The sequence below is a fragment of the Sphingomonas hengshuiensis genome (genome assembly GCF_000935025.1).
Taxonomy (GTDB): Bacteria; Pseudomonadota; Alphaproteobacteria; order Sphingomonadales; family Sphingomonadaceae; genus Sphingomonas; species Sphingomonas hengshuiensis.
This window is the reverse complement of record NZ_CP010836.1, coordinates 1,914,227-1,931,123: the sequence shown is the minus strand read 5'-3', so window position 1 is coordinate 1,931,123 and position 16,897 is coordinate 1,914,227. Positions and strand designations below refer to the sequence as shown.

General features: G+C 68.7%; 15 protein-coding genes. 13 read left to right on the top strand and 2 right to left on the bottom strand.

Annotated elements, in window-relative coordinates; translation table 11 throughout:
• Positions 1-98 precede the first annotated feature (98 nt).
• Positions 99-740: a response regulator transcription factor gene (locus TS85_RS08440; RefSeq protein WP_227698724.1), complete on the bottom strand. Its 642-nt coding sequence runs from the start codon at positions 738-740 to the stop codon at positions 99-101.
• Positions 741-909: 169 nt separating this feature from the next.
• Between TS85_RS08440 and TS85_RS08435 the strand changes: the two genes are divergently transcribed.
• The 13 genes from TS85_RS08435 (at position 910) to TS85_RS08375 (ending at position 15,716) form a co-directional block, all read left to right on the top strand.
• Complete coding sequence (locus TS85_RS08435) at positions 910-1,581, top strand: hydrolase (protein ID WP_044331605.1); 672 nt, start codon at positions 910-912, stop codon at positions 1,579-1,581.
• A 78-nt stretch (positions 1,582-1,659) separates the two neighbouring features.
• Positions 1,660-1,917: a XapX domain-containing protein gene (locus tag TS85_RS08430; protein ID WP_044331604.1), complete on the top strand. Its 258-nt coding sequence runs from the start codon at positions 1,660-1,662 to the stop codon at positions 1,915-1,917.
• 83 nt (positions 1,918-2,000) lie between these two features.
• Entirely contained in the window at positions 2,001-3,842 is a 1,842-nt protein-coding gene (locus tag TS85_RS08425; RefSeq protein ID WP_044331603.1) for an amidohydrolase, read from the top strand.
• Positions 3,839-4,255 carry a DoxX family protein gene (locus TS85_RS08420; RefSeq protein WP_044331602.1) on the top strand — a complete coding sequence of 139 codons (417 nt, stop codon included), beginning with the start codon at positions 3,839-3,841 and terminating at the stop codon, positions 4,253-4,255. Before TS85_RS08425 ends, TS85_RS08420 begins: the two co-directional genes overlap by 4 nt.
• Entirely contained in the window at positions 4,255-4,932 is a 678-nt protein-coding gene (locus TS85_RS08415) for a YoaK family protein (protein WP_044331601.1), read from the top strand. The genes TS85_RS08420 and TS85_RS08415 overlap by 1 nt, the downstream gene beginning before the upstream one ends.
• A complete protein-coding gene (locus TS85_RS08410; RefSeq protein WP_227698723.1) occupies positions 4,929-6,296 on the top strand; it encodes an alginate export family protein in 1,368 nt (455 codons plus the stop codon). Before TS85_RS08415 ends, TS85_RS08410 begins: the two co-directional genes overlap by 4 nt.
• Positions 6,297-6,310: 14 nt before the next feature.
• On the top strand, positions 6,311-7,219 hold the full coding sequence (locus tag TS85_RS08405; RefSeq protein ID WP_044331600.1) for an MBL fold metallo-hydrolase: 909 nt from the start codon (positions 6,311-6,313) through the stop codon (positions 7,217-7,219).
• 185 nt (positions 7,220-7,404) lie between these two features.
• Entirely contained in the window at positions 7,405-8,016 is a 612-nt protein-coding gene (locus TS85_RS08400; protein WP_044331599.1) for a TetR/AcrR family transcriptional regulator, read from the top strand.
• A 382-nt stretch (positions 8,017-8,398) separates the two neighbouring features.
• Positions 8,399-8,818, top strand: coding sequence for a hypothetical protein (locus tag TS85_RS08395; RefSeq protein ID WP_044331598.1), 420 nt, complete (start codon positions 8,399-8,401; stop codon positions 8,816-8,818).
• Entirely contained in the window at positions 8,796-10,070 is a 1,275-nt protein-coding gene (locus TS85_RS08390; RefSeq protein WP_044331596.1) for an efflux RND transporter periplasmic adaptor subunit, read from the top strand. Before TS85_RS08395 ends, TS85_RS08390 begins: the two co-directional genes overlap by 23 nt.
• A gap of 88 nt (positions 10,071-10,158) precedes the next feature.
• Positions 10,159-13,335, top strand: a complete 3,177-nt coding sequence (locus tag TS85_RS08385) for an efflux RND transporter permease subunit (RefSeq protein WP_044331595.1) — start codon at positions 10,159-10,161, stop codon at positions 13,333-13,335.
• 11 nt (positions 13,336-13,346) lie between these two features.
• Entirely contained in the window at positions 13,347-14,771 is a 1,425-nt protein-coding gene (locus tag TS85_RS08380; RefSeq protein ID WP_044331594.1) for an efflux transporter outer membrane subunit, read from the top strand.
• Between the two features lie 201 nt (positions 14,772-14,972).
• A complete protein-coding gene (locus TS85_RS08375; RefSeq protein WP_077228526.1) occupies positions 14,973-15,716 on the top strand; it encodes a GntR family transcriptional regulator in 744 nt (247 codons plus the stop codon).
• Positions 15,717-15,722: 6 nt separating this feature from the next.
• On the opposite strand, the gene TS85_RS08370 is transcribed toward TS85_RS08375, so the two are convergent.
• Positions 15,723-16,844 (bottom strand): MFS transporter, encoded by a 1,122-nt coding sequence (locus TS85_RS08370; RefSeq protein ID WP_044331592.1) that lies wholly within the window; start codon positions 16,842-16,844, stop codon positions 15,723-15,725.
• Between the last annotated feature and the right edge of the window lie 53 nt (positions 16,845-16,897).

The window sequence follows — 16,897 nt, the reverse complement described above, 5'->3', positions numbered from 1 at the left end:
CTCCCCCGCCCGGCCACCCATAGAGTACTGTCGTCGGGTGGCCGGGCGGGGAGCGGGCCGGCACCGCGAAATGCGCCGCAGCGCATTTCCAAACGGCCTTAGGCCGCCGAGGCGGGCACTTCGGTAAGCGGCGAGATTTCCAGCGCCTCCGCCATGCGGACCAGTTCGGGCAGGGTGCGCGCGCTCATCTTGCGCATCGCCGATCCGCGATGGATCTTCACCGTGATCTCGCTCAGCCCCAGCGTATAGGCGACCTGCTTGTTGAGCTGACCCGCCGTGACCAGCGCCATCACCTGACGCTCGCGCGGGGTGAGCGTGGCGAAGGTCGACCGCAGCTCGGCGATCTTGTGCTCGGCATCGCGGCGTTCGCGGTCGCGCTGGATGCCGGCAGTGACGGCGTCGAGCATGTCCTGGTCGCGAAACGGCTTGGGCAGGAAATCGACCGCGCCCGCCTTCATCGCGCGCACGCTCATCGGGATGTCGCCATGCCCGGTCATCAGCACCACCGGAATGCTGATCCCGGCGGCGGCGAGCTGTTCCTGGAAATCCAGCCCGCTGATGCCGGGCAGGCGCACGTCGAGGACCATGCACGACGGGCCGTCCGGGCGCGGCGCGGCGAGCACTTCGGCAGCCGAGGCGAACAGCCGCGTCGCCATGCCGACCGAGCGGAACAGGCTGTCCAGCGTCAGTCGAAGCGATTCATCGTCGTCGACGATGTAGACCAGGCTCTCTGCGTGCAAAGCGTCCTCCGTGCGGGCGCACCCTATCAAGCGCGGCGCATATTGGGCGCACATACCATCGTATGACCAAGGCACGCCATCCGTCCGCGACGGCATACCAAGGTGCGAAGGGCAGGACGGGGCACGCCCGCTAGGGTCTGGGCAGACCTACCCAAATGGAGCATCTGCCATGTCCATCACTGCCACGCCGACCCCCGGCAAATCGCTGCTGACTCCCGCCGACCACACGCTGATCCTGATCGACCATCAGTCGCAGATGGCGTTCGCGACCAAATCGATCGACGGCGCGACATTGCGCACCAACACCGCACTGGTGGCGCAGGCGGCTGCGGGCTTCGGCGTGGACACGATCGTCACCACCGTTGCCGCGACGAGCTTTTCGGGGCCGGTATTCGACGAAGTGCTGGAGGCCTTTCCCGACGCAGCGCAGATCGACCGGACCACGATGAACTGCTGGGAAGACGCGAACGTGATCGCGGCGGTCAACGCGATCGGCAAGCCGCGCGTGGTGCTCGCCGGGCTATGGACCGGGGTGTGCATCGTCGGCCCGGCGGTCTCGGCGATCGACCAGGGCTTCGACGTCTATGTCATCGCCGATGCGTGCGGCGATGTATCGAGCGAGGCGCATGACCGCGCGATGGACCGGATGGTCCAGGCCGGGGCCAAGCCGATGACGGCGGTCCAGTATCTGCTCGAACTCCAACGCGACTGGGGCCGTGGCGAGACCTATGCGATGACCACCGGGATCGCGCGCAAATATGCGGGCAGCTATGGCCTCGGCATCGCCTATGCCCGGTCGATGTTCGACGCGCACGAAGGTGGCCACGCCCAGGCGGCCTGAGCCCGACCGGCGCCGCCATCCGGCGGGTGGCGGCGCGCCCTTTGCACTGCACGGCCCCTGCGGGGGCGGGGAGCATCGATGAAGCCGTATCTCTTCTCACTCGGCATCGGCCTGTTGGTCGGCGTGCTGTACGGCATGATGGGCGTCCGTTCGCCCGCGCCGCCGGTCATCGCGCTGATGGGGCTGCTCGGGATGCTCGTCGGCGAACAGGCGGTGCCGGTCGTGCGCCGGCTGATCGCGCGCGAGCCGGTGCTGCCCTATGTCCGCACCGAATGCGCCGAGCATATCCTGGGGCCGCAGGCGCGGCGCGGCTGCGATCCCGAGCAGAGCGGATGAGCTTCACCCGCCGTTCGGCGATCACCGCAGCCGGTGCCGCCGCCCTTCTCGCCCGCGCGCCCTCCTTTGCCACAGGAACCACGATGACCGACCTGATCCTCGTCAATGCCAAGGTGACGACGCTCGACCGCGCCAATCCGGTCGCGGACGCCGTCGCGGTGCGCGACGGGCGCATCCTCGCGGTGGGCCGCGAAGCCGAAGTGCGCGCTGCCGCCGCCCCGGATGCCGAGATACTGGACGCGGGCGGGCGGCGGCTGATCCCGGGACTGATCGACAGCCATATCCATGTCATCCGCGGCGGGTTGAACTATAATATGGAACTCCGCTGGGACGGCGTGCCCAGCCTGTCCGACGCGATGGCGATGCTGCGCGCACAGGTCGCGCGCACGCCCAGCCCGCAATGGGTGCGCGTCGTCGGCGGCTTTACCGAGAACCAGTTCGCCGAGAAGCGCCTGCCGACGCTCGACGAACTCAACGCCGCCGCGCCCGATACGCCGGTGTTCATCCTCCACCTCTACGACCGCGCGCTGCTCAACGCCGCCGCGCTGCGCCAGGTCGGCTATACCAGGGACACGCCCAACCCGCCGGGAGGCGAGATCGTGCGCGATGCGGCGGGCAACCCGACGGGCCTGTTGCTGGCAAAGCCCAATGCGATGATCCTCTACGCGACGCTGGCGAAGGGGCCGAAGCTGCCCGCCGACTATCAGAAGAACTCCACGCGTCATTTCCTGCGTGAGCTGAACGGGCTGGGCGTGACGAGCGTGATCGACGCCGGGGGCGGGTTCCAGAACTACCCCGACGATTATGCGATCATCGAGGAGCTGCACCGCGACGGCCAGCTCACGCTGCGCATCGCCTACAACCTGTTCACGCAGAAGCCCAAGGAAGAGCTGAAGGACTTTGCGAGCTGGTCTACCCAGGTCAAGCCGGGGCAGGGCGACGATTTGTATCGCCATAACGGCGCGGGTGAGATGCTCGTCTATTCGGCGGCGGATTTCGAGGATTTCCGTGTCGAGCGCCCCGAAATGCCCGCGAACATGGAAGGCGATCTCGAGCCGGTCGTCCGGCTGCTCGCCGAGCGGCGCTGGCCGTGGCGGCTCCACGCCACCTATGACCAGACGATCAGCCGGGCGCTCGACGTATTCGAGAAGGTCAATCGCGACGTGCCGCTGGCCGGGCTCAACTGGTTCTTCGACCATTGCGAGACGATCAGCGACCGCAGCATCGATCGCATCGCCGCGCTGGGCGGCGGGATCGCGGTGCAGCACCGCATGGCCTATCAGGGCGAATATTATATCGAGCGCTATGGCGCCCGCGCCGCCGAGGCGACGCCGCCGATCGCCAAGATGCTGCGCGCCGGGCTGCCGGTGGGCGGCGGCACCGATGCGACGCGGGTGGCGAGCTATAATCCCTGGGTCTCGCTCTCGTGGATGGTGACGGGCAAGACCGTCGGCGGCACGACCTTGTACCCCGCCGCCAACCGGCTGGACCGCGAGACCGCGCTGCGGCTGTGGACCGAGGCGAACACCTGGTTCTCGACCGAACAGGGCAAGAAGGGGCAGATCAAGGCGGGGCAGCTCGCCGACCTGGTGCTGCTCTCCGACGATTATTTCAGCGTCCCCGAAAGCGAGATCGTCCATATCCGGTCGGTGCTGACGATGCTCGGCGGCAAGGTGGTCAGCGGCAGCGGCGATTATCGCGGGCTGGCGCCGCCACTGCCTGCGCCGATGCCCGACTGGTCGCCGGTCGCGACCTTTGGCGGATACCATGTCGCCGAGCGCCGCCAGCTCGCCAGCGCATGCGGTTGCGCCAGCGGATGCGGGGTGCACGGCCATGACCATGCCCGCGCGCTGGCCGCGAGCGTGCCCGCCCGCGACAATGCCGGGTTCTGGGGTGCGTTCGGTTGCAGTTGCTGGGCGGTATGACGACGCCGCCCCCCATCGCGGCGCTGCTCGATGCGCGCTGGTTCGGCGTCGCGGCGCGCGCGCTGCTTACGCTGCCGTTCTCGACGAGCGGAATCGCCAAGCTGTTCGACCTGCCCGGCGCGCTGGGCGAGGCGGCGCATTTCGGGTTGCAGCCGGCGATGCTGACCGTGGCGGCGACGATCCTGGTGCAGATCGGCGGCTCCGCGCTGCTGATCGCAGGGCGCGCGGCGTGGCTGGGCGCGGGGGCGCTGGGGGTGTTCACGGCGCTGGCGACGCTGATCGCGCATCCCTATTGGACGCTGGCCGACCCGGTCGCGCGGTTTCACGAGCGCAACACGTTCCTGGAGCATGTCGGGCTGATCGGCGGGCTGATGCTCGGCGCGATCCTGGCGCAGCGGCGGGAGGCGCGCTGATGGCGTCGATCGGCGCGCGTCCGCCCGAACTGGTTTCGCCGCTGCTGCTGATGTCGGCAGTCACCGGGCTGATCGATGCGGTCAGCGTGCTGGGGCTGGGGCGAGTGTTCACTGCGAACATGACGGGCAATGTCGTGTTCCTCGGCTTTGCCGCGACGGGCACCCCGGGGTTCCACTTCAAGCCGCTGCTCGTCGCCCTGCTGCTGTTCCTGTTCGGCGCGCTGGTGGCCGGGTATAGCGCCCGCGCACTGGAGCATCTGACGATGCGGCATTGGGTCGTCCGTCACTTCGCAGTCGAGGCGCTGCTGCTGTTCGCCGCTGCCCTGCTCGCGATCGGCTATGACAGCGCGACGCTCCAGCCCGAGGTGCGGCTATACGCGATCATCGCGCTGACCGCGGTGGCGATGGGGTTCCGCAATGCGACGGTGCGCCACCTGAAGGTCGTCGACATGACGACGACGGTGCTCACGCTCACGCTGACCGGGCTCGCCGCCGACTCCTCGCTCGCGGGGGGCAGTAATCCCAATTGGCAGCGGCGGCTGGCCAGCGTCGTCGCGATCCTGGTCGGGGCGGGGGCGGGGGCGTGGATGGTGACGCAGTGGAGCCTCGCGCCGCCGCTGTTCCTCGCTACCGCGCTGATCGCCGCGGCGGCGGCGATGGTCGCGGTGCGCCGGTGAGGCACGCGCTGGCGCTGATGCTGCTGGGGGTCCCAGCGGCGCGGGCACAGGCGCTGCCCGAGACCGTCAACTGGCGCTATGACGAGGACTGGTCGGGTCTGCGCGACCGGGCGCAGCGGCCCGGCGCCCCCTGGTGGCTCCCGGCGAAATATGTACCGCTCGATGCCGCTGGGCGCGTCACGCTAACCACCGGCATCGACGCGCGGGTGCGCTATGAGGGGTTTACCGGCAACGAATGGGGATCGGGTGCGGCGCCCGACGATGGCTATCTCTGGCTGCGGGCGCTGCCCTATGCCGATCTCCACGTCGGCAGCCTGCGCGCCTTTGTCCAGCCGATCGCGGGCTATGCGCGCGGCGTGCGGCCGATCAGCGGGCCGGTCGACCGCACCGGCGTCGACCTGTTGCAGGGGTTCGCCGACCTCCGCCTGTCGCTCGGCAGCGCCACGCTGACGGTGCGTGGGGGGCGCGAACTTGTCGCGCTCGGCTCGGAGCGGCTGGTCGGCGCACGCTGGGGACCGAACATTCCGCAGGCGTTTGACGGGCTCCGCGCGATCCTCGATGCCGGGGCGACCCGCGTCCAGTTGCTCCGCCTGCGACCCGTCCAGATCGGGCCGGGGGATTTCGACGACCGCACCTCCACCACCAAGCGGCTGTCGGGTGCCTATGCCACCACCCGGCTGCCGATCGGGAGCGGCGACCTTTATTATCTCGACGCCATCAACCGCGCCGCGCATTTCGACCAGGGCAGCGGGCGCGAGCATCGCCAGAGCTTCGGGCTGCGGCTGTTCGGCGCGGCGGGCGGACTGCGCTGGAACTGGGAGGCGATGGTCCAGCGCGGGCGCTTTGCCGGCGCGCCGATCCGGGCATGGTCGGTGGCGAGCGAGACCGGCTATCGCTTCGCCCATGCCCCGCTCACCCCGCTGGTGCGGCTGCGCGCCAATGTGGTGAGCGGCGATCGCGATCCCGCGGACCGGGTGCTCCAGACCTTCGACCCGCTCTATCCCAAGGGCAAATATTTCGGCGAGCTGTCCCCGCTCGGGCCGTATAACATCGTGAACCTTCACCCCGGCGTTACATTCACGCTGGGCCACGGCGTCGACCTTGGGCTGGCGGCGGTGCGTTACTGGCGCGAAAGCCGCGGCGACGGGCTGTACGGCGTGCCGGGCAATTTGATACGCAGCGGCAAGGGCTCCCGCTCGCGCGACATAGGGGAGCAGGCGGAGGTTCTGATCGAATGGCAGGCGAACCGCGCTTTGTCCTTCTCCGCATCCGCCTCGCTGTTTCGCGCGGGTCGCTTCCTTCGCGAGACTGGGCCGGCGCGACCGATCCACATGGCGGCGTTCGAAACCGCCTATCGATTCTGAGAAGAGGACGCTCGATGATGCTCTCCCGTACATTGCTTCTCGCCCTGGCGATGGCCGCGACGCCCGCAGCGGCGCAGACGGCACCCTATCGGCTGCAACTCGGCGACACCGCAGTGATTGCGCTGAGCGACGGGACTTTCGACCTGTCGACCGAGGCGCTGCTGATCGAGCCGCGCCCCGGCGAAGTCGCCGAACTGCTGGCCAAGGCCGGAAAGCCCGCCACGCTCCCCACGGCGGTCAACGCCTTTCTGGTCGAGCGCGATGGGCATCGCGTGCTGATCGACACCGGCAGCGGGACCAATTTGGGGCCTGCGCTGGGCAAGGTCGGTGCGGCGCTGGAGGCGGCGAACATCGCGCCCGACAGTATCGAGGCGGTGTTGATCACCCATCTCCACCCCGATCATGTCGGCGGGCTGGTGACGCCCGAGGGCAAGGCGGCGTTCCCCGACGCGACGGTGTGGATCGAGACCGCCGAGCGCGCCTATTGGACCGACCCGGCGAACCGCGAAAAGGCCGATGACGCCGCCAAGGGGACGTTCGACGCCGTTGCCGCCGCGCTCGCGCCCTATATCGCTGCGGGCAAGGTCTCGACCTTCGCACCGGGGCAAGAGGTTGTGGCGGGGGTGACGTCGGTGGCGCTGGCCGGGCACACGCCGGGGCATGCCGGCTATCGGATCGAGGGCGGCGGGCAGGTGCTCCTCGCCTGGGGCGACATCGTCCACGCCGCCGATGTCCAGTTCACCGACCCGGCGATCGCGATCCGCTTCGACAGCGATCCCGCCTCTGCGCAGGCCGCGCGGCTGGCGCTGTTCCAGGACGCCGCCGCCAAGGGCTATTGGATCGCCGCCGCGCATATCGCCTATCCGGGGATCGGCGGAGTCCGCGCTGCCGACGGGCATTTCGAATGGGTATCGATCGAGTAGCGCGCGAAGCGACGGGCGCAGGTTGTGCCGAGTCGCGGCGTCGGCGGAGGCTCGGAAATCTGCACCTTCGTGCAGTTGCCGGGCGACGGCGCCGGTAGGCTCCGGAGTTATCTCTTTGTATCAGTATGTTACACAAATCGATTGCACTGGACCTTTGGCCGCGGGCTTCATATATACCGATCGTTATGAAAGATGCCGTGATCTCCCCCCCGAAAGGTCGCCCGCGCGAGTTCTGCGTCGATGCGGCGCTCACCTCCGCGCTGCGCGTGTTCTGGACCAAGGGCTATGAAGGCGCCTCGCTGAGCGACCTTACCGAGGCGATGGGCATCACGCGCCCCAGCCTTTACGCTGCGTTCGGCAACAAGGAGGCGCTGTTCCGCAAGGCGCTCGACCTCTATGAGCGCGAGAAGCTCGAATATATGCACACGGCGCTCGATGCGCCGTCGGCGCGCGGTGTCGCAGAGCGGCTGTTGCAGGGCGCGCTCGAAAACCAGCTGAGCAATTGCGATCCGAAGGGATGCCTGGGCGTCATCAGCTCCGTCGCCTGCGGCAGCGAGGCCACGTCGATCCGCGCCGAGGTGCTCGAACGCGGCGCAGTGGCGAAGCGCGCGCTGGTCGCCCGGTTCGAACGCGCGATCGAGGAAGGGGATTTGCCTGAGGGTACCGATACGGTGGCGCTGACCAGCTACCTTATCGCGATCCTCCAGGGGCTCGCGATGCAGGCCGGCGCCGGCGCCACGCGCGCCGAACTGGAGGGCTTGATCGCCGTCAGCCTGGCCATGTGGCCAAAGCGCTAGACAAAAAATACCGCCCGGTATAAAAAGGGCATTGACGCAGCGCAGCACGCTTTATATACCGATTGGTATGGAACGGGAGCCGAACGACTCGGCTCCGGTTCGCCAATGGAAAGGTCGCTGCGATGCGCCAGTCTTCACACACCGATTACAACGCGGGGCCGTAAGCCTCGCCTGATTGCTGCACAGCGTTCAACCTCGCCTTCGAGCCTCCACCGGTTCGGATCGATGGACTATACGCAAGTGTAGCGGAAACGGGCGCGCGGACATCTGGCCGCGAACGCGCCGTGGGCAGACCATAGTGGAAGGAAAACCGCCGGTCGCCGGGGCATTCGCCCGGGCGGTGGGGAGCGTGCGTGCTCGCCGGTCGAACAGGGGAACAGCAATGGGTTATCTTGAATTCGCGTCGCTGCAGGGCAACCCGATCGTCGCGTCCAGCGATGTCGAGCCCGTACCCGCACCCGCACGCACCGGTCTTTCGGCGCTGGAGTGGCAGGTCGTGGCGATCGCACAGCGCGATCGGCTGTCGACGCTGTCCGAGCCGGGCCGGCTGGCGGTCGCACTGGGCATGATCTTCGGGGGCGAGCGCGCCAATCCGCGGCTGGCGGACCCCCGGCTGGAGGCGCTGCGCCGGCTCGCGGTGCTCGCCTGGCACAAGGGTTACACGCTGCCGCCGTCGGAGGTTCGCGCCTTTCACGACGCCGGCTTCACCACCGAACAATATGAGACGCTGCTCGCCAGCATCAGCCGCGGTCGCGCGGCACTGAATCAGGGGACACGACATGAACATGATCGCACGCATTGATCCCGCCGACCCGGCGCAGGACGACAAGGGCGCTGCTGCCCGGTTGAAGCGGATGCCCGGCTGGCAGCGCGGCGCATTGCTGGTGCTGCCGGTGGCGCTGGTCGCGGGCGGCGTCGGGCTGGCCAATCGTTCGGCCCCCGCGGTCGCCGCACCGCCGCCGCCCACCGTCACGGTTGCGACCCCGCTGCTGCGCCAGATCAACGAATGGGACGATTATGTCGGCCGGTTCGAGCCGAGCCGCACGGTCGAGGTACGTCCGCGCGTCTCGGGCGCGGTCGTCGGCGTCCATTTCACCGACGGCGCGATCGTCCAGAAGGGGCAATTGCTCTTCACGCTCGACGCACGCCCGTTCGCCGCGGCGCTGGCCGAGGCGCGCGCGGGACTCGCCAGTTCGCAGAGCGAACTCGCGCTCGCCCAGTCGGATCTTGGCCGCGCCCAGCGGCTGGTGGATGTCGAGGCCGTGTCCAAAAGCGATGTCGAGCGGCTCCAGGCGCGCGTGCGCGCCGCCAATGCATCGGTCGCTGCGGCGCAGGCCCGCGTCCGTGCGCGGGCGCTGGACGTCGAGTTCACCCAGGTTCGCGCGCCCATTGGTGGCCGGATTTCGGATCGCAAGGTCGATGCCGGCAATCTGGTCGCCGCGGGCGAGGGGCAGGGCGGTTCGCTGCTGACCACGATCAACGCGCTCGATCCGATCTACTTCACGTTCGACGGGTCGGAGGCGCTGTTCCTCAAGACCAAGCGCGCAAAGGCGGCGGGGGCGAGCGAGTCCCCGGTTGAGATCCAGCTTCAGGACGAGGCGGATTATCGCTGGAAGGGCAAGCTCGACTTTACCGACAACCGGCTCGACGCCCGCTCGGGCACGATCCGCGGGCGCGCGGTGCTCGCCAATCCGGGGATGTTCCTGACGCCGGGGATGTTCGGCAACATGCGGCTGTCCGCGGGCGGCACCGCCCAGGCGCTGCTGGTGCCCGATGCCGCGATCTCGACCGATCAGGCGCGCAAGATTGTGATGGTGCTCGGCAAGGACGGCACCGTCCAGCCGCGCCCGGTGGAAACCGGGCCGGTGGTCGACGGGCTCCGCGTGGTTCGGTCTGGCCTGACGCCGCAGGATCGTGTGATCCTGGCGGGCGCGGCGATGATCCCGCCCGGCACCCCGGTGCAGGCCAAGGCGGGGCAGATCGCGCCGACCGCCGCCGCGCCCGCGCCCAAGATCTCGGCTCCGGTCACGGGCGAAGCGACCTTCGCCCGCTGACCGACCTGCCGCCGGGCGGTCCCCAAACAGGCCCGGCGGCAGGACCCATTTCGCAGTTTCGCTAAATCCCTCCAACGAGGAGACGGCCATGCGCCTCTCGCGTTTCTTCATCACGCGCCCGATCTTCGCGGCCGTCCTCTCGGTGATCATCACCATCATGGGCGCGATTGCCTATTTCGCGCTTCCGATCTCGCAATATCCCGACATCGTCCCGCCGACGGTGACGGTCACCGCCGGCTATCCCGGCGCCTCGGCGGAAACCGTCGCGGAGACGGTGGCCGCGCCGATCGAGCAGGAAATCAACGGCGTCGACGACATGCTGTACCAGTCGTCGCAATCGACCGGCGACGGCAATGTCACGATCACCGTGACGTTCAAGTCGGGCACCAATCTCGACGCCGCGCAGGTGCTGGTCCAGAACCGCGTCGCAGTCGCGGTGCCGCGCCTTCCCGAGGAAGTGCAGCGGCTCGGCGTCGTGACGCGCAAGACGACGCCGGACTTCCTGATGGTGGTCAACCTGATCTCGCCCGACAATTCGGTCGATCGCAGCTATATCTCCAACTACGCGCTGACTCAGGTCAAGGACCGGCTCGCCCGCGTCGAGGGCGTGGGCGATGTGCGGATGTTCGGCGCGCGCGACTATGCGATGCGCGTGTGGATCGATCCGGGCCGCGCCGCCGCGCTCGACCTGACTGCGGGCGATATCGTCCAGGCGCTGCGGTCGCAGAATATCCAGGTCGCCGCCGGCTCGCTCGGCCAGCCCGGCGCAACCCCCGGAGGCAATGCGTTCCAGCTCAATGTCGAGACGCAGGGCCGGCTCAAGGAGCCCGGCGAGTTCGGCCAGGTCGTGATCCGCACCGATCCCGACGGGCATCAGGTGCGCGTCAGCGACGTCGCGCGCGTCGAGCTGGGCGCCGCCGATTATTCCTCGAACACCTATCTCTCGAACCAGCCGACGGTGATCCTCGCGGTGTTCCAGCGCCCGGGATCGAACGCGCTCGCCGCCGCACAGGCGATCGAGCACGAACTGGAGACGATGTCGAAGGACTTCCCCAAGGGGCTGGAATATCGCGTCATCTACAACCCGACCGAGTTCATCGCCCAGTCGATCGACGCCGTCTACCACACGCTGGGCGAGGCGATCCTGCTCGTCGTGCTCGTCGTGATCGTGTTCCTCCAGAAATGGCGCGCGGCGATCATCCCGGTGGTGGCGATCCCCGTATCGCTGATCGGCACGATGGCGGTGCTGCTGCCGCTCGGCTATTCGCTCAACAACCTTTCGCTGTTCGGGCTGGTGCTCGCGATCGGGATCGTCGTCGACGATGCGATCGTCGTGGTCGAGAATGTCGAGCGCAACCTCGCGCGCGGCATGTCTCCGCTGGAGGCGGCGCGGACTTCGATGGACGAAGTGTCGGGCGCGCTGGTCGCGATCGTGCTGGTGCTGCTCGCGGTGTTCCTGCCGACGCTGTTCCTCAACGGGCTGTCGGGCGCCTTCTACAAGCAGTTCGCGGTGACGATCTCGGCGGCGACCGCGATTTCGCTGTTCGTCTCGCTCACGCTGTCGCCGGCGCTGGCCGCGATGCTGCTGCGCGGGCATGAGGGCCCGCCCAAGGGCCGGATCGCCCGCGTTACCCAGCGCGGTGCCGATGCGTTCAACCGCGGCTTCGAACGGCTGAGCAACGGCTATTCGCGGCTGACAATGGCGCTGGTCACGCGGCCGCGGCGGATGATGCTCGGCTATGTCGGGCTGATCGCGGCGACGATCGCGATGTTCTGGGTCACGCCGGTGGGCTTCGTCCCCGCGCAGGATCAAGGCTATTTCCTGACCGTCGTCCAGCTACCGCCGGGCTCCTCGCTCGAACGCACCGATGAAGTGCTGCGCAAGGTCGTCGCGCGCATCCTGCCGATCCCCGGGGTCAAGGGGTCGGTGATGCTCGCCGGCTTCGACGGCCCGTCGCAGACGCTCGCCCCGAACAGCGCCGCCGCCTATGTGCCGCTGCAATCGTTCGAGGAGCGCGCCAAGCTGGGCGTAACCTATGCCGGGATCATGGACGAGGCGCGCAAGCGCACCGCGGACATCAACGAAGCGATGCTGCTGGTCGTGCCACCGCCCGTCATCCAGGGGATCGGGTCCGCCGGTGGCTATCGGATGATGATCCAGGACCGTGGCGAGCATGGCTATGCGGAGCTCGGCAAGACTGCCTATGGCCTGATCGGCAAGGCCAACCAGACCCCCGGCCTCCAGCAGATCTACACCTTCTTCAACACCGCGACGCCGCGCATCTTCGCCGATATCGATCGGCGCAAGGCCAATATGCTCGGGGTGCCGCCGGAGCGGGTGTTCGAGGCGCTGAACGTCTATCTCGGCTCGACCTTCGTCAACGACTTCAACATGCTGGGCCGCACCTATCGCGTGACTGCCCAGGCCGATGCGCCGTTCCGCGCGACCGAGGCGGACATCGCCAACCTCAAGACCCGGTCGAATTCGGGGGCGATGGTCCCGATCGGATCGGTTTCGACCTTCGAGAGCAAGACCGGGCCGTATCGCGTCACGCGCTACAATCTGTTCCCCGCGGTCGAAGTCGATGGCGATACCGCGCCGGGGTATAGTTCGGGCCGGTCGCTGGCGACGATGGAGAGCCTCGCAGCCGAACTACCCGCCGGGTACAAGGCCGAATGGACCGGCATCGCGTTCCAGCAGAAGATGGCGGGCAGCACCGCCGGGCTGGTCTTCGCGCTGGCGGTGGTGTTCGTCTTCCTGGTGCTGGCGGCGCAATATGAATCGCTCACTCTGCCGCTCGCGATCATCCTCATCGTGCCGATGTGCCTGTTGGCGGCGATGGCGGGGATCAACCTGCGGGGGATGGACAATAATGTCCTGACTCAGATCGGGCTGGTGGTGCTGATCGCCCTGGCGGCGAAAAATGCGATCCTGGTCGTCGAGTTCGCCAAACAGGCCGAGGATGAGGACGGATTGTCGCCGATCGATGCGGCGGTGCGCGCGGCGCGCGATCGCCTCCGCCCGATCCTGATGACGTCGTTCGCGTTCATCCTCGGCACCGTGCCGCTGCTGATCGCCACCGGCGCGGGGGCGGAGCTTCGCCAGGCGCTGGGGACCGCGGTGTTCTTCGGAATGCTCGGCGTCACCGGCTTCGGGCTGCTCTTCACGCCGACCTTCTATGTCGTGTGCCGCGCGCTGGGCGATCGGCTGGCGCGCACGCGCCGCGCCGTGCCGCCCTCGGCGCACCTGCAACCTGCCGAATAAGGACCCTCTCGATGCGCAGCCTTTTGATCACCGCCTCGGCGCTGGCGCTCGCCGCCTGCGCTGCAGGGCCGGACTATACCGCGCCGGCCCACCCCCAGACCGCAGCCGGCGCCTTTGTCGCGACCAGCGCGGCAGTCACGCCCCAGCCGGTTCAGGGCGACTGGTGGCGGCTCTATAACGACCCCGTGCTCGACGGGCTCGTCACCGACGCGCTGGCGGCGAACACCGATGTTCGCGGTGCCGTCGCCCGGATCGAGCGCGCGCGGGCGGGGCTGCGCGGCGCCCGCGCCGACCGGCTCCCCCAGGCCGAGGCGAGCAGCAGCGCCAATTACGGGCGCACGCCGGCGATCCAGCGCGTGCCGGGGATGGACCGCGAAAACTGGCAGGTCGATGCCGGGCTCGACGTCAGCTATGAAGTCGACCTGTTCGGGCGCGTGTCGCGCGGCGTCGAAGCGGCCCGCGGCGATCTCGCCGCGGCGCAGGGCGATGCCGATGCGGTCCGCGTCATCGTCGCCGCCGATACGGCGCGCGCCTATGCCGATGCGGTCTCCGCCGCCGAACGGCTGGGCGTGGCCGAGCGCATCGTCGCGCTGCTCGACCAGTCGATCACGCTGACCGAGCGGCGTCGCGGCGTCGGGCTCGCGACTCGGCTCGATACGGCGCGGATCGGCGCACTGCGCAACCAGCGTCAGGCCGAAGTGCCGGCCTTTGCCGCCGCGCGGGATGCCGCGCTGTTCCGGCTGGCGACTCTCACCGGGCGCACTCCGGCCGAGCTTCCGGAGGCAGTACGTGCACGCACCACGACGCTGCGGCTCGACCAGCCGATCCCGGTCGGCGACGGCGCGGCGCTGCTCGCGCGGCGGCCCGATGTCCGCGCTGCCGAGCGCCGGCTCGCGGCATCGACGGCGCGGATCGGAGTCGCCACCGCCGCGCTCTATCCGCGGATCACGCTGGGTGGGTCGGGCGGGTCGACCGGCACGGGGTTTGGCGACATTTTCGGCGCGGGGCCGCTGCGCTGGCTGCTGGGCGGGTTGATCAGCTGGACCGCCAATCCGGAGCCGGCGCGCGCGCGGATCGCCGCCGCCGAAGCCGATAGCCAGGAGGCGCTTGCCGGGTTCGACGGCACCGTGCTGCGCGCGATCGAGGAGACCGAGACCGCGCTGTCCGCCTATGCGCATGCGCTCGAACGCCGCACCGCGCTCCAGGCGGCGCAGACCGAGGCGGCAGTAGCGGTCAATATCGCGCGGGCCCGGCAACGCGAGGGCGATATCGACTCGCTGGCGCTGCTTGATGCCGAACGCACCTTCGCCGATGCCGAGGCCGGTCTGGCGGCGGCGGATGCGCAGATTGCGGGGACACAGGTCGACCTGTTCCGGGCGCTGGGCGGCGGCTGGCAGACCGCGGGGCAGGGGGGCGTGGCGGCCAGCGGGCGCTGAGAGGCCGTTTGAAAATGCGCTGAGGCGCATTTCGCGGCGCCGGCCCGCACGCTATAAATATCGTCAAAATCGCGGGGCGATGACTGTCAATTGCGGTGATCCTCGGCCAATATATCCGTGCAAGGGGATCATGTCCTGCGGCACGACGGGCGACCGGAAACCCGGCGCCCGGCCAATGCGGACGGACGGGAGAGACGGATCATGGCGCGCGTTGCGAGAACGCCGAGGACAAAGGCGCCGACGCCCTCGGCGACTCCTTTCGGAACGCCCAAGCTGTTGGCCGGTGGCGGGCTGAAGACTTCGCTTGTCCAGAATGTCTATGCCGCGATCATGGAAACGCTGGACAGCGGCGTGCTCCAGCCGGGCGACCGCATCGTCGCCTCCGAGCTGGCGCATCGCATGGGGCTGAGCCGCGCGCCGGTGCGCGAGGCGCTGGCCGTGCTGGCGGGGCAGGGGCTCGTCGAACTGCATCCCGATCGCGGCGCGATCCTCCGCCCGCTCAGCCCGCACGACCTTGCGGGGATTTATGAGATTACCGGGCCGGTGGCGGCGGTGGGCGTGCGCGCCGCCGCGCGGCGCATCCGCGAGGGGAACAATGCCGCGCGGGTCGAGGCGGCAATGGCGCGCATCCGCCGCGCCGGTGAGGAGATGGCGCCGCATGTCGGCTTTTATCTCGTCCTCAACGACTATCATTACCTGCTCAACGCGATCGGCGAGCGGCCCTATGTCGATTTCGTGCTCCGCGCCGTGAACATCGAATATTGGAACCGCTTCCTCGTGAAGACGATCGACCTGTCGGTGCATGCTCCCAAATATGTAAGCAATTATCAGCGGATGACCGACGCGGTGCTTGCGGGGGACGGCGCCGCCGGGGACGCGATCATGCGCTATCATTGCGATTGGTGCATCGCGCTGCTGCTCGGCCCCGCCGCGAAGACGCGGTAGCGCCGCTCAGCTGCGCGCCGGACGCGCCGTTACCATCGCGATTGCCCAGAGCAGCAACCCGCCCAGCGCCAGCCCCGCGCCGACCCAGCCGACCGAGCGCCAGCCCAGCCCCGCCGCGATCGCGATCCCGCCGGCCCAGGGCCCTATGGCGTTGGCGACGTTGAACGCCGAATGGTTGAGCGCCGCCGCCAGCCCCTGGCCCTCGCGCGCAATGTCCATCAGCCGGGTCTGGAGCACGGTGCCCAGCGCGCCGCCGATGCCGATCGCCAGCACGACGAGCAGGATCGACCAGAGCTGCCCGATCGCAAACGGATAGATTGCGAGCGCCACGATGCTCCAGATCAGCAGCGCGCCCGCAGTCGGCATCACCGCACGGTCGGCAAAGCGCGGCGCGATCAGATTGCCCAGCGTCATTCCTGCGCCGAACACCGCGAGCGCGACGGGCACCATCGCCGCCGATACCTGCGTAACCTCAAGCAAAGTCGAGGCGAGATAGGTATAGACGCAGAACAGCCCGCCATAGCCAATAGCACCGATCCCCAGCGTCAGCCACAATTGCCCCCGCCGCAGCACGCGCAGCTCGGACAGCGGATTGGCGCCTGCGTCGGGCACGTCGCGCGGGGCGACCCATGCGATCATCGCCGCGGTCGCCAGGGCGATCAGCGCGACCACGCCGAACCCCCAGCGCCATCCGAGCAATTGCCCCACCCAATTGGCGAAGGGCACCCCGACGATCGTCGCGACGGTCAGCCCCAGCATCACCCGCGCCACCGCGCGGGTGCGCATCTCGGTCGGCACCAGCGACGCCGCGACCAGCGACGCCATGCCGAAATAGGCGCCATGCGGCAGTCCGCTGAGGAAGCGGAAGAACAGCATCCAGCCATAATCGGGTGCCAGCGCGCTCAGCCCGTTGGCAAGGCCGAACAGCAGCATCAGCGCGATCAGCACGACTCGCCGGCTGAGCCGCGCCGCGACGACCGCGAGCAGCGGCGCACCGACGACGACGCCGAGTGCATAGGCGCTGATGACATGGCCCGCGGTCGGCTCGTCGATGCCGAGCCCCGTCGAGAAAAAGGGCAACAGGCTCATCGTCGCATATTCGGTCGTGCCGATCGCGAAGCCGCCCATCGCCAGCGCCAGATGGACGAGCGCGACGGGGGCAGTGCGGCGCGGAGCGGCGT

What these genes read in the sequence shown, in the direction of transcription:
- TS85_RS08370 (WP_044331592.1), bottom strand. Translation starts at nt 16,844, where the DNA reads ATGGGCGGCTTCGCGATCGGCACGACCGAATATGCGACGATGAGCCTG.
- TS85_RS08405 (WP_044331600.1), top strand. Translation starts at nt 6,311, where the DNA reads ATGATGCTCTCCCGTACATTGCTTCTCGCCCTGGCGATGGCCGCGACG.
- TS85_RS08415 (WP_044331601.1), top strand. Translation starts at nt 4,255, where the DNA reads ATGGCGTCGATCGGCGCGCGTCCGCCCGAACTGGTTTCGCCGCTGCTG.
- TS85_RS08375 (WP_077228526.1), top strand. Translation starts at nt 14,973, where the DNA reads ATGGCGCGCGTTGCGAGAACGCCGAGGACAAAGGCGCCGACGCCCTCG.
- TS85_RS08400 (WP_044331599.1), top strand. Translation starts at nt 7,405, where the DNA reads ATGAAAGATGCCGTGATCTCCCCCCCGAAAGGTCGCCCGCGCGAGTTC.
- TS85_RS08425 (WP_044331603.1), top strand. Translation starts at nt 2,001, where the DNA reads ATGACCGACCTGATCCTCGTCAATGCCAAGGTGACGACGCTCGACCGC.
- TS85_RS08390 (WP_044331596.1), top strand. Translation starts at nt 8,796, where the DNA reads ATGAACATGATCGCACGCATTGATCCCGCCGACCCGGCGCAGGACGAC.
- TS85_RS08395 (WP_044331598.1), top strand. Translation starts at nt 8,399, where the DNA reads ATGGGTTATCTTGAATTCGCGTCGCTGCAGGGCAACCCGATCGTCGCG.
- TS85_RS08420 (WP_044331602.1), top strand. Translation starts at nt 3,839, where the DNA reads ATGACGACGCCGCCCCCCATCGCGGCGCTGCTCGATGCGCGCTGGTTC.
- TS85_RS08435 (WP_044331605.1), top strand. Translation starts at nt 910, where the DNA reads ATGTCCATCACTGCCACGCCGACCCCCGGCAAATCGCTGCTGACTCCC.
- TS85_RS08385 (WP_044331595.1), top strand. Translation starts at nt 10,159, where the DNA reads ATGCGCCTCTCGCGTTTCTTCATCACGCGCCCGATCTTCGCGGCCGTC.
- TS85_RS08430 (WP_044331604.1), top strand. Translation starts at nt 1,660, where the DNA reads ATGAAGCCGTATCTCTTCTCACTCGGCATCGGCCTGTTGGTCGGCGTG.
- TS85_RS08380 (WP_044331594.1), top strand. Translation starts at nt 13,347, where the DNA reads ATGCGCAGCCTTTTGATCACCGCCTCGGCGCTGGCGCTCGCCGCCTGC.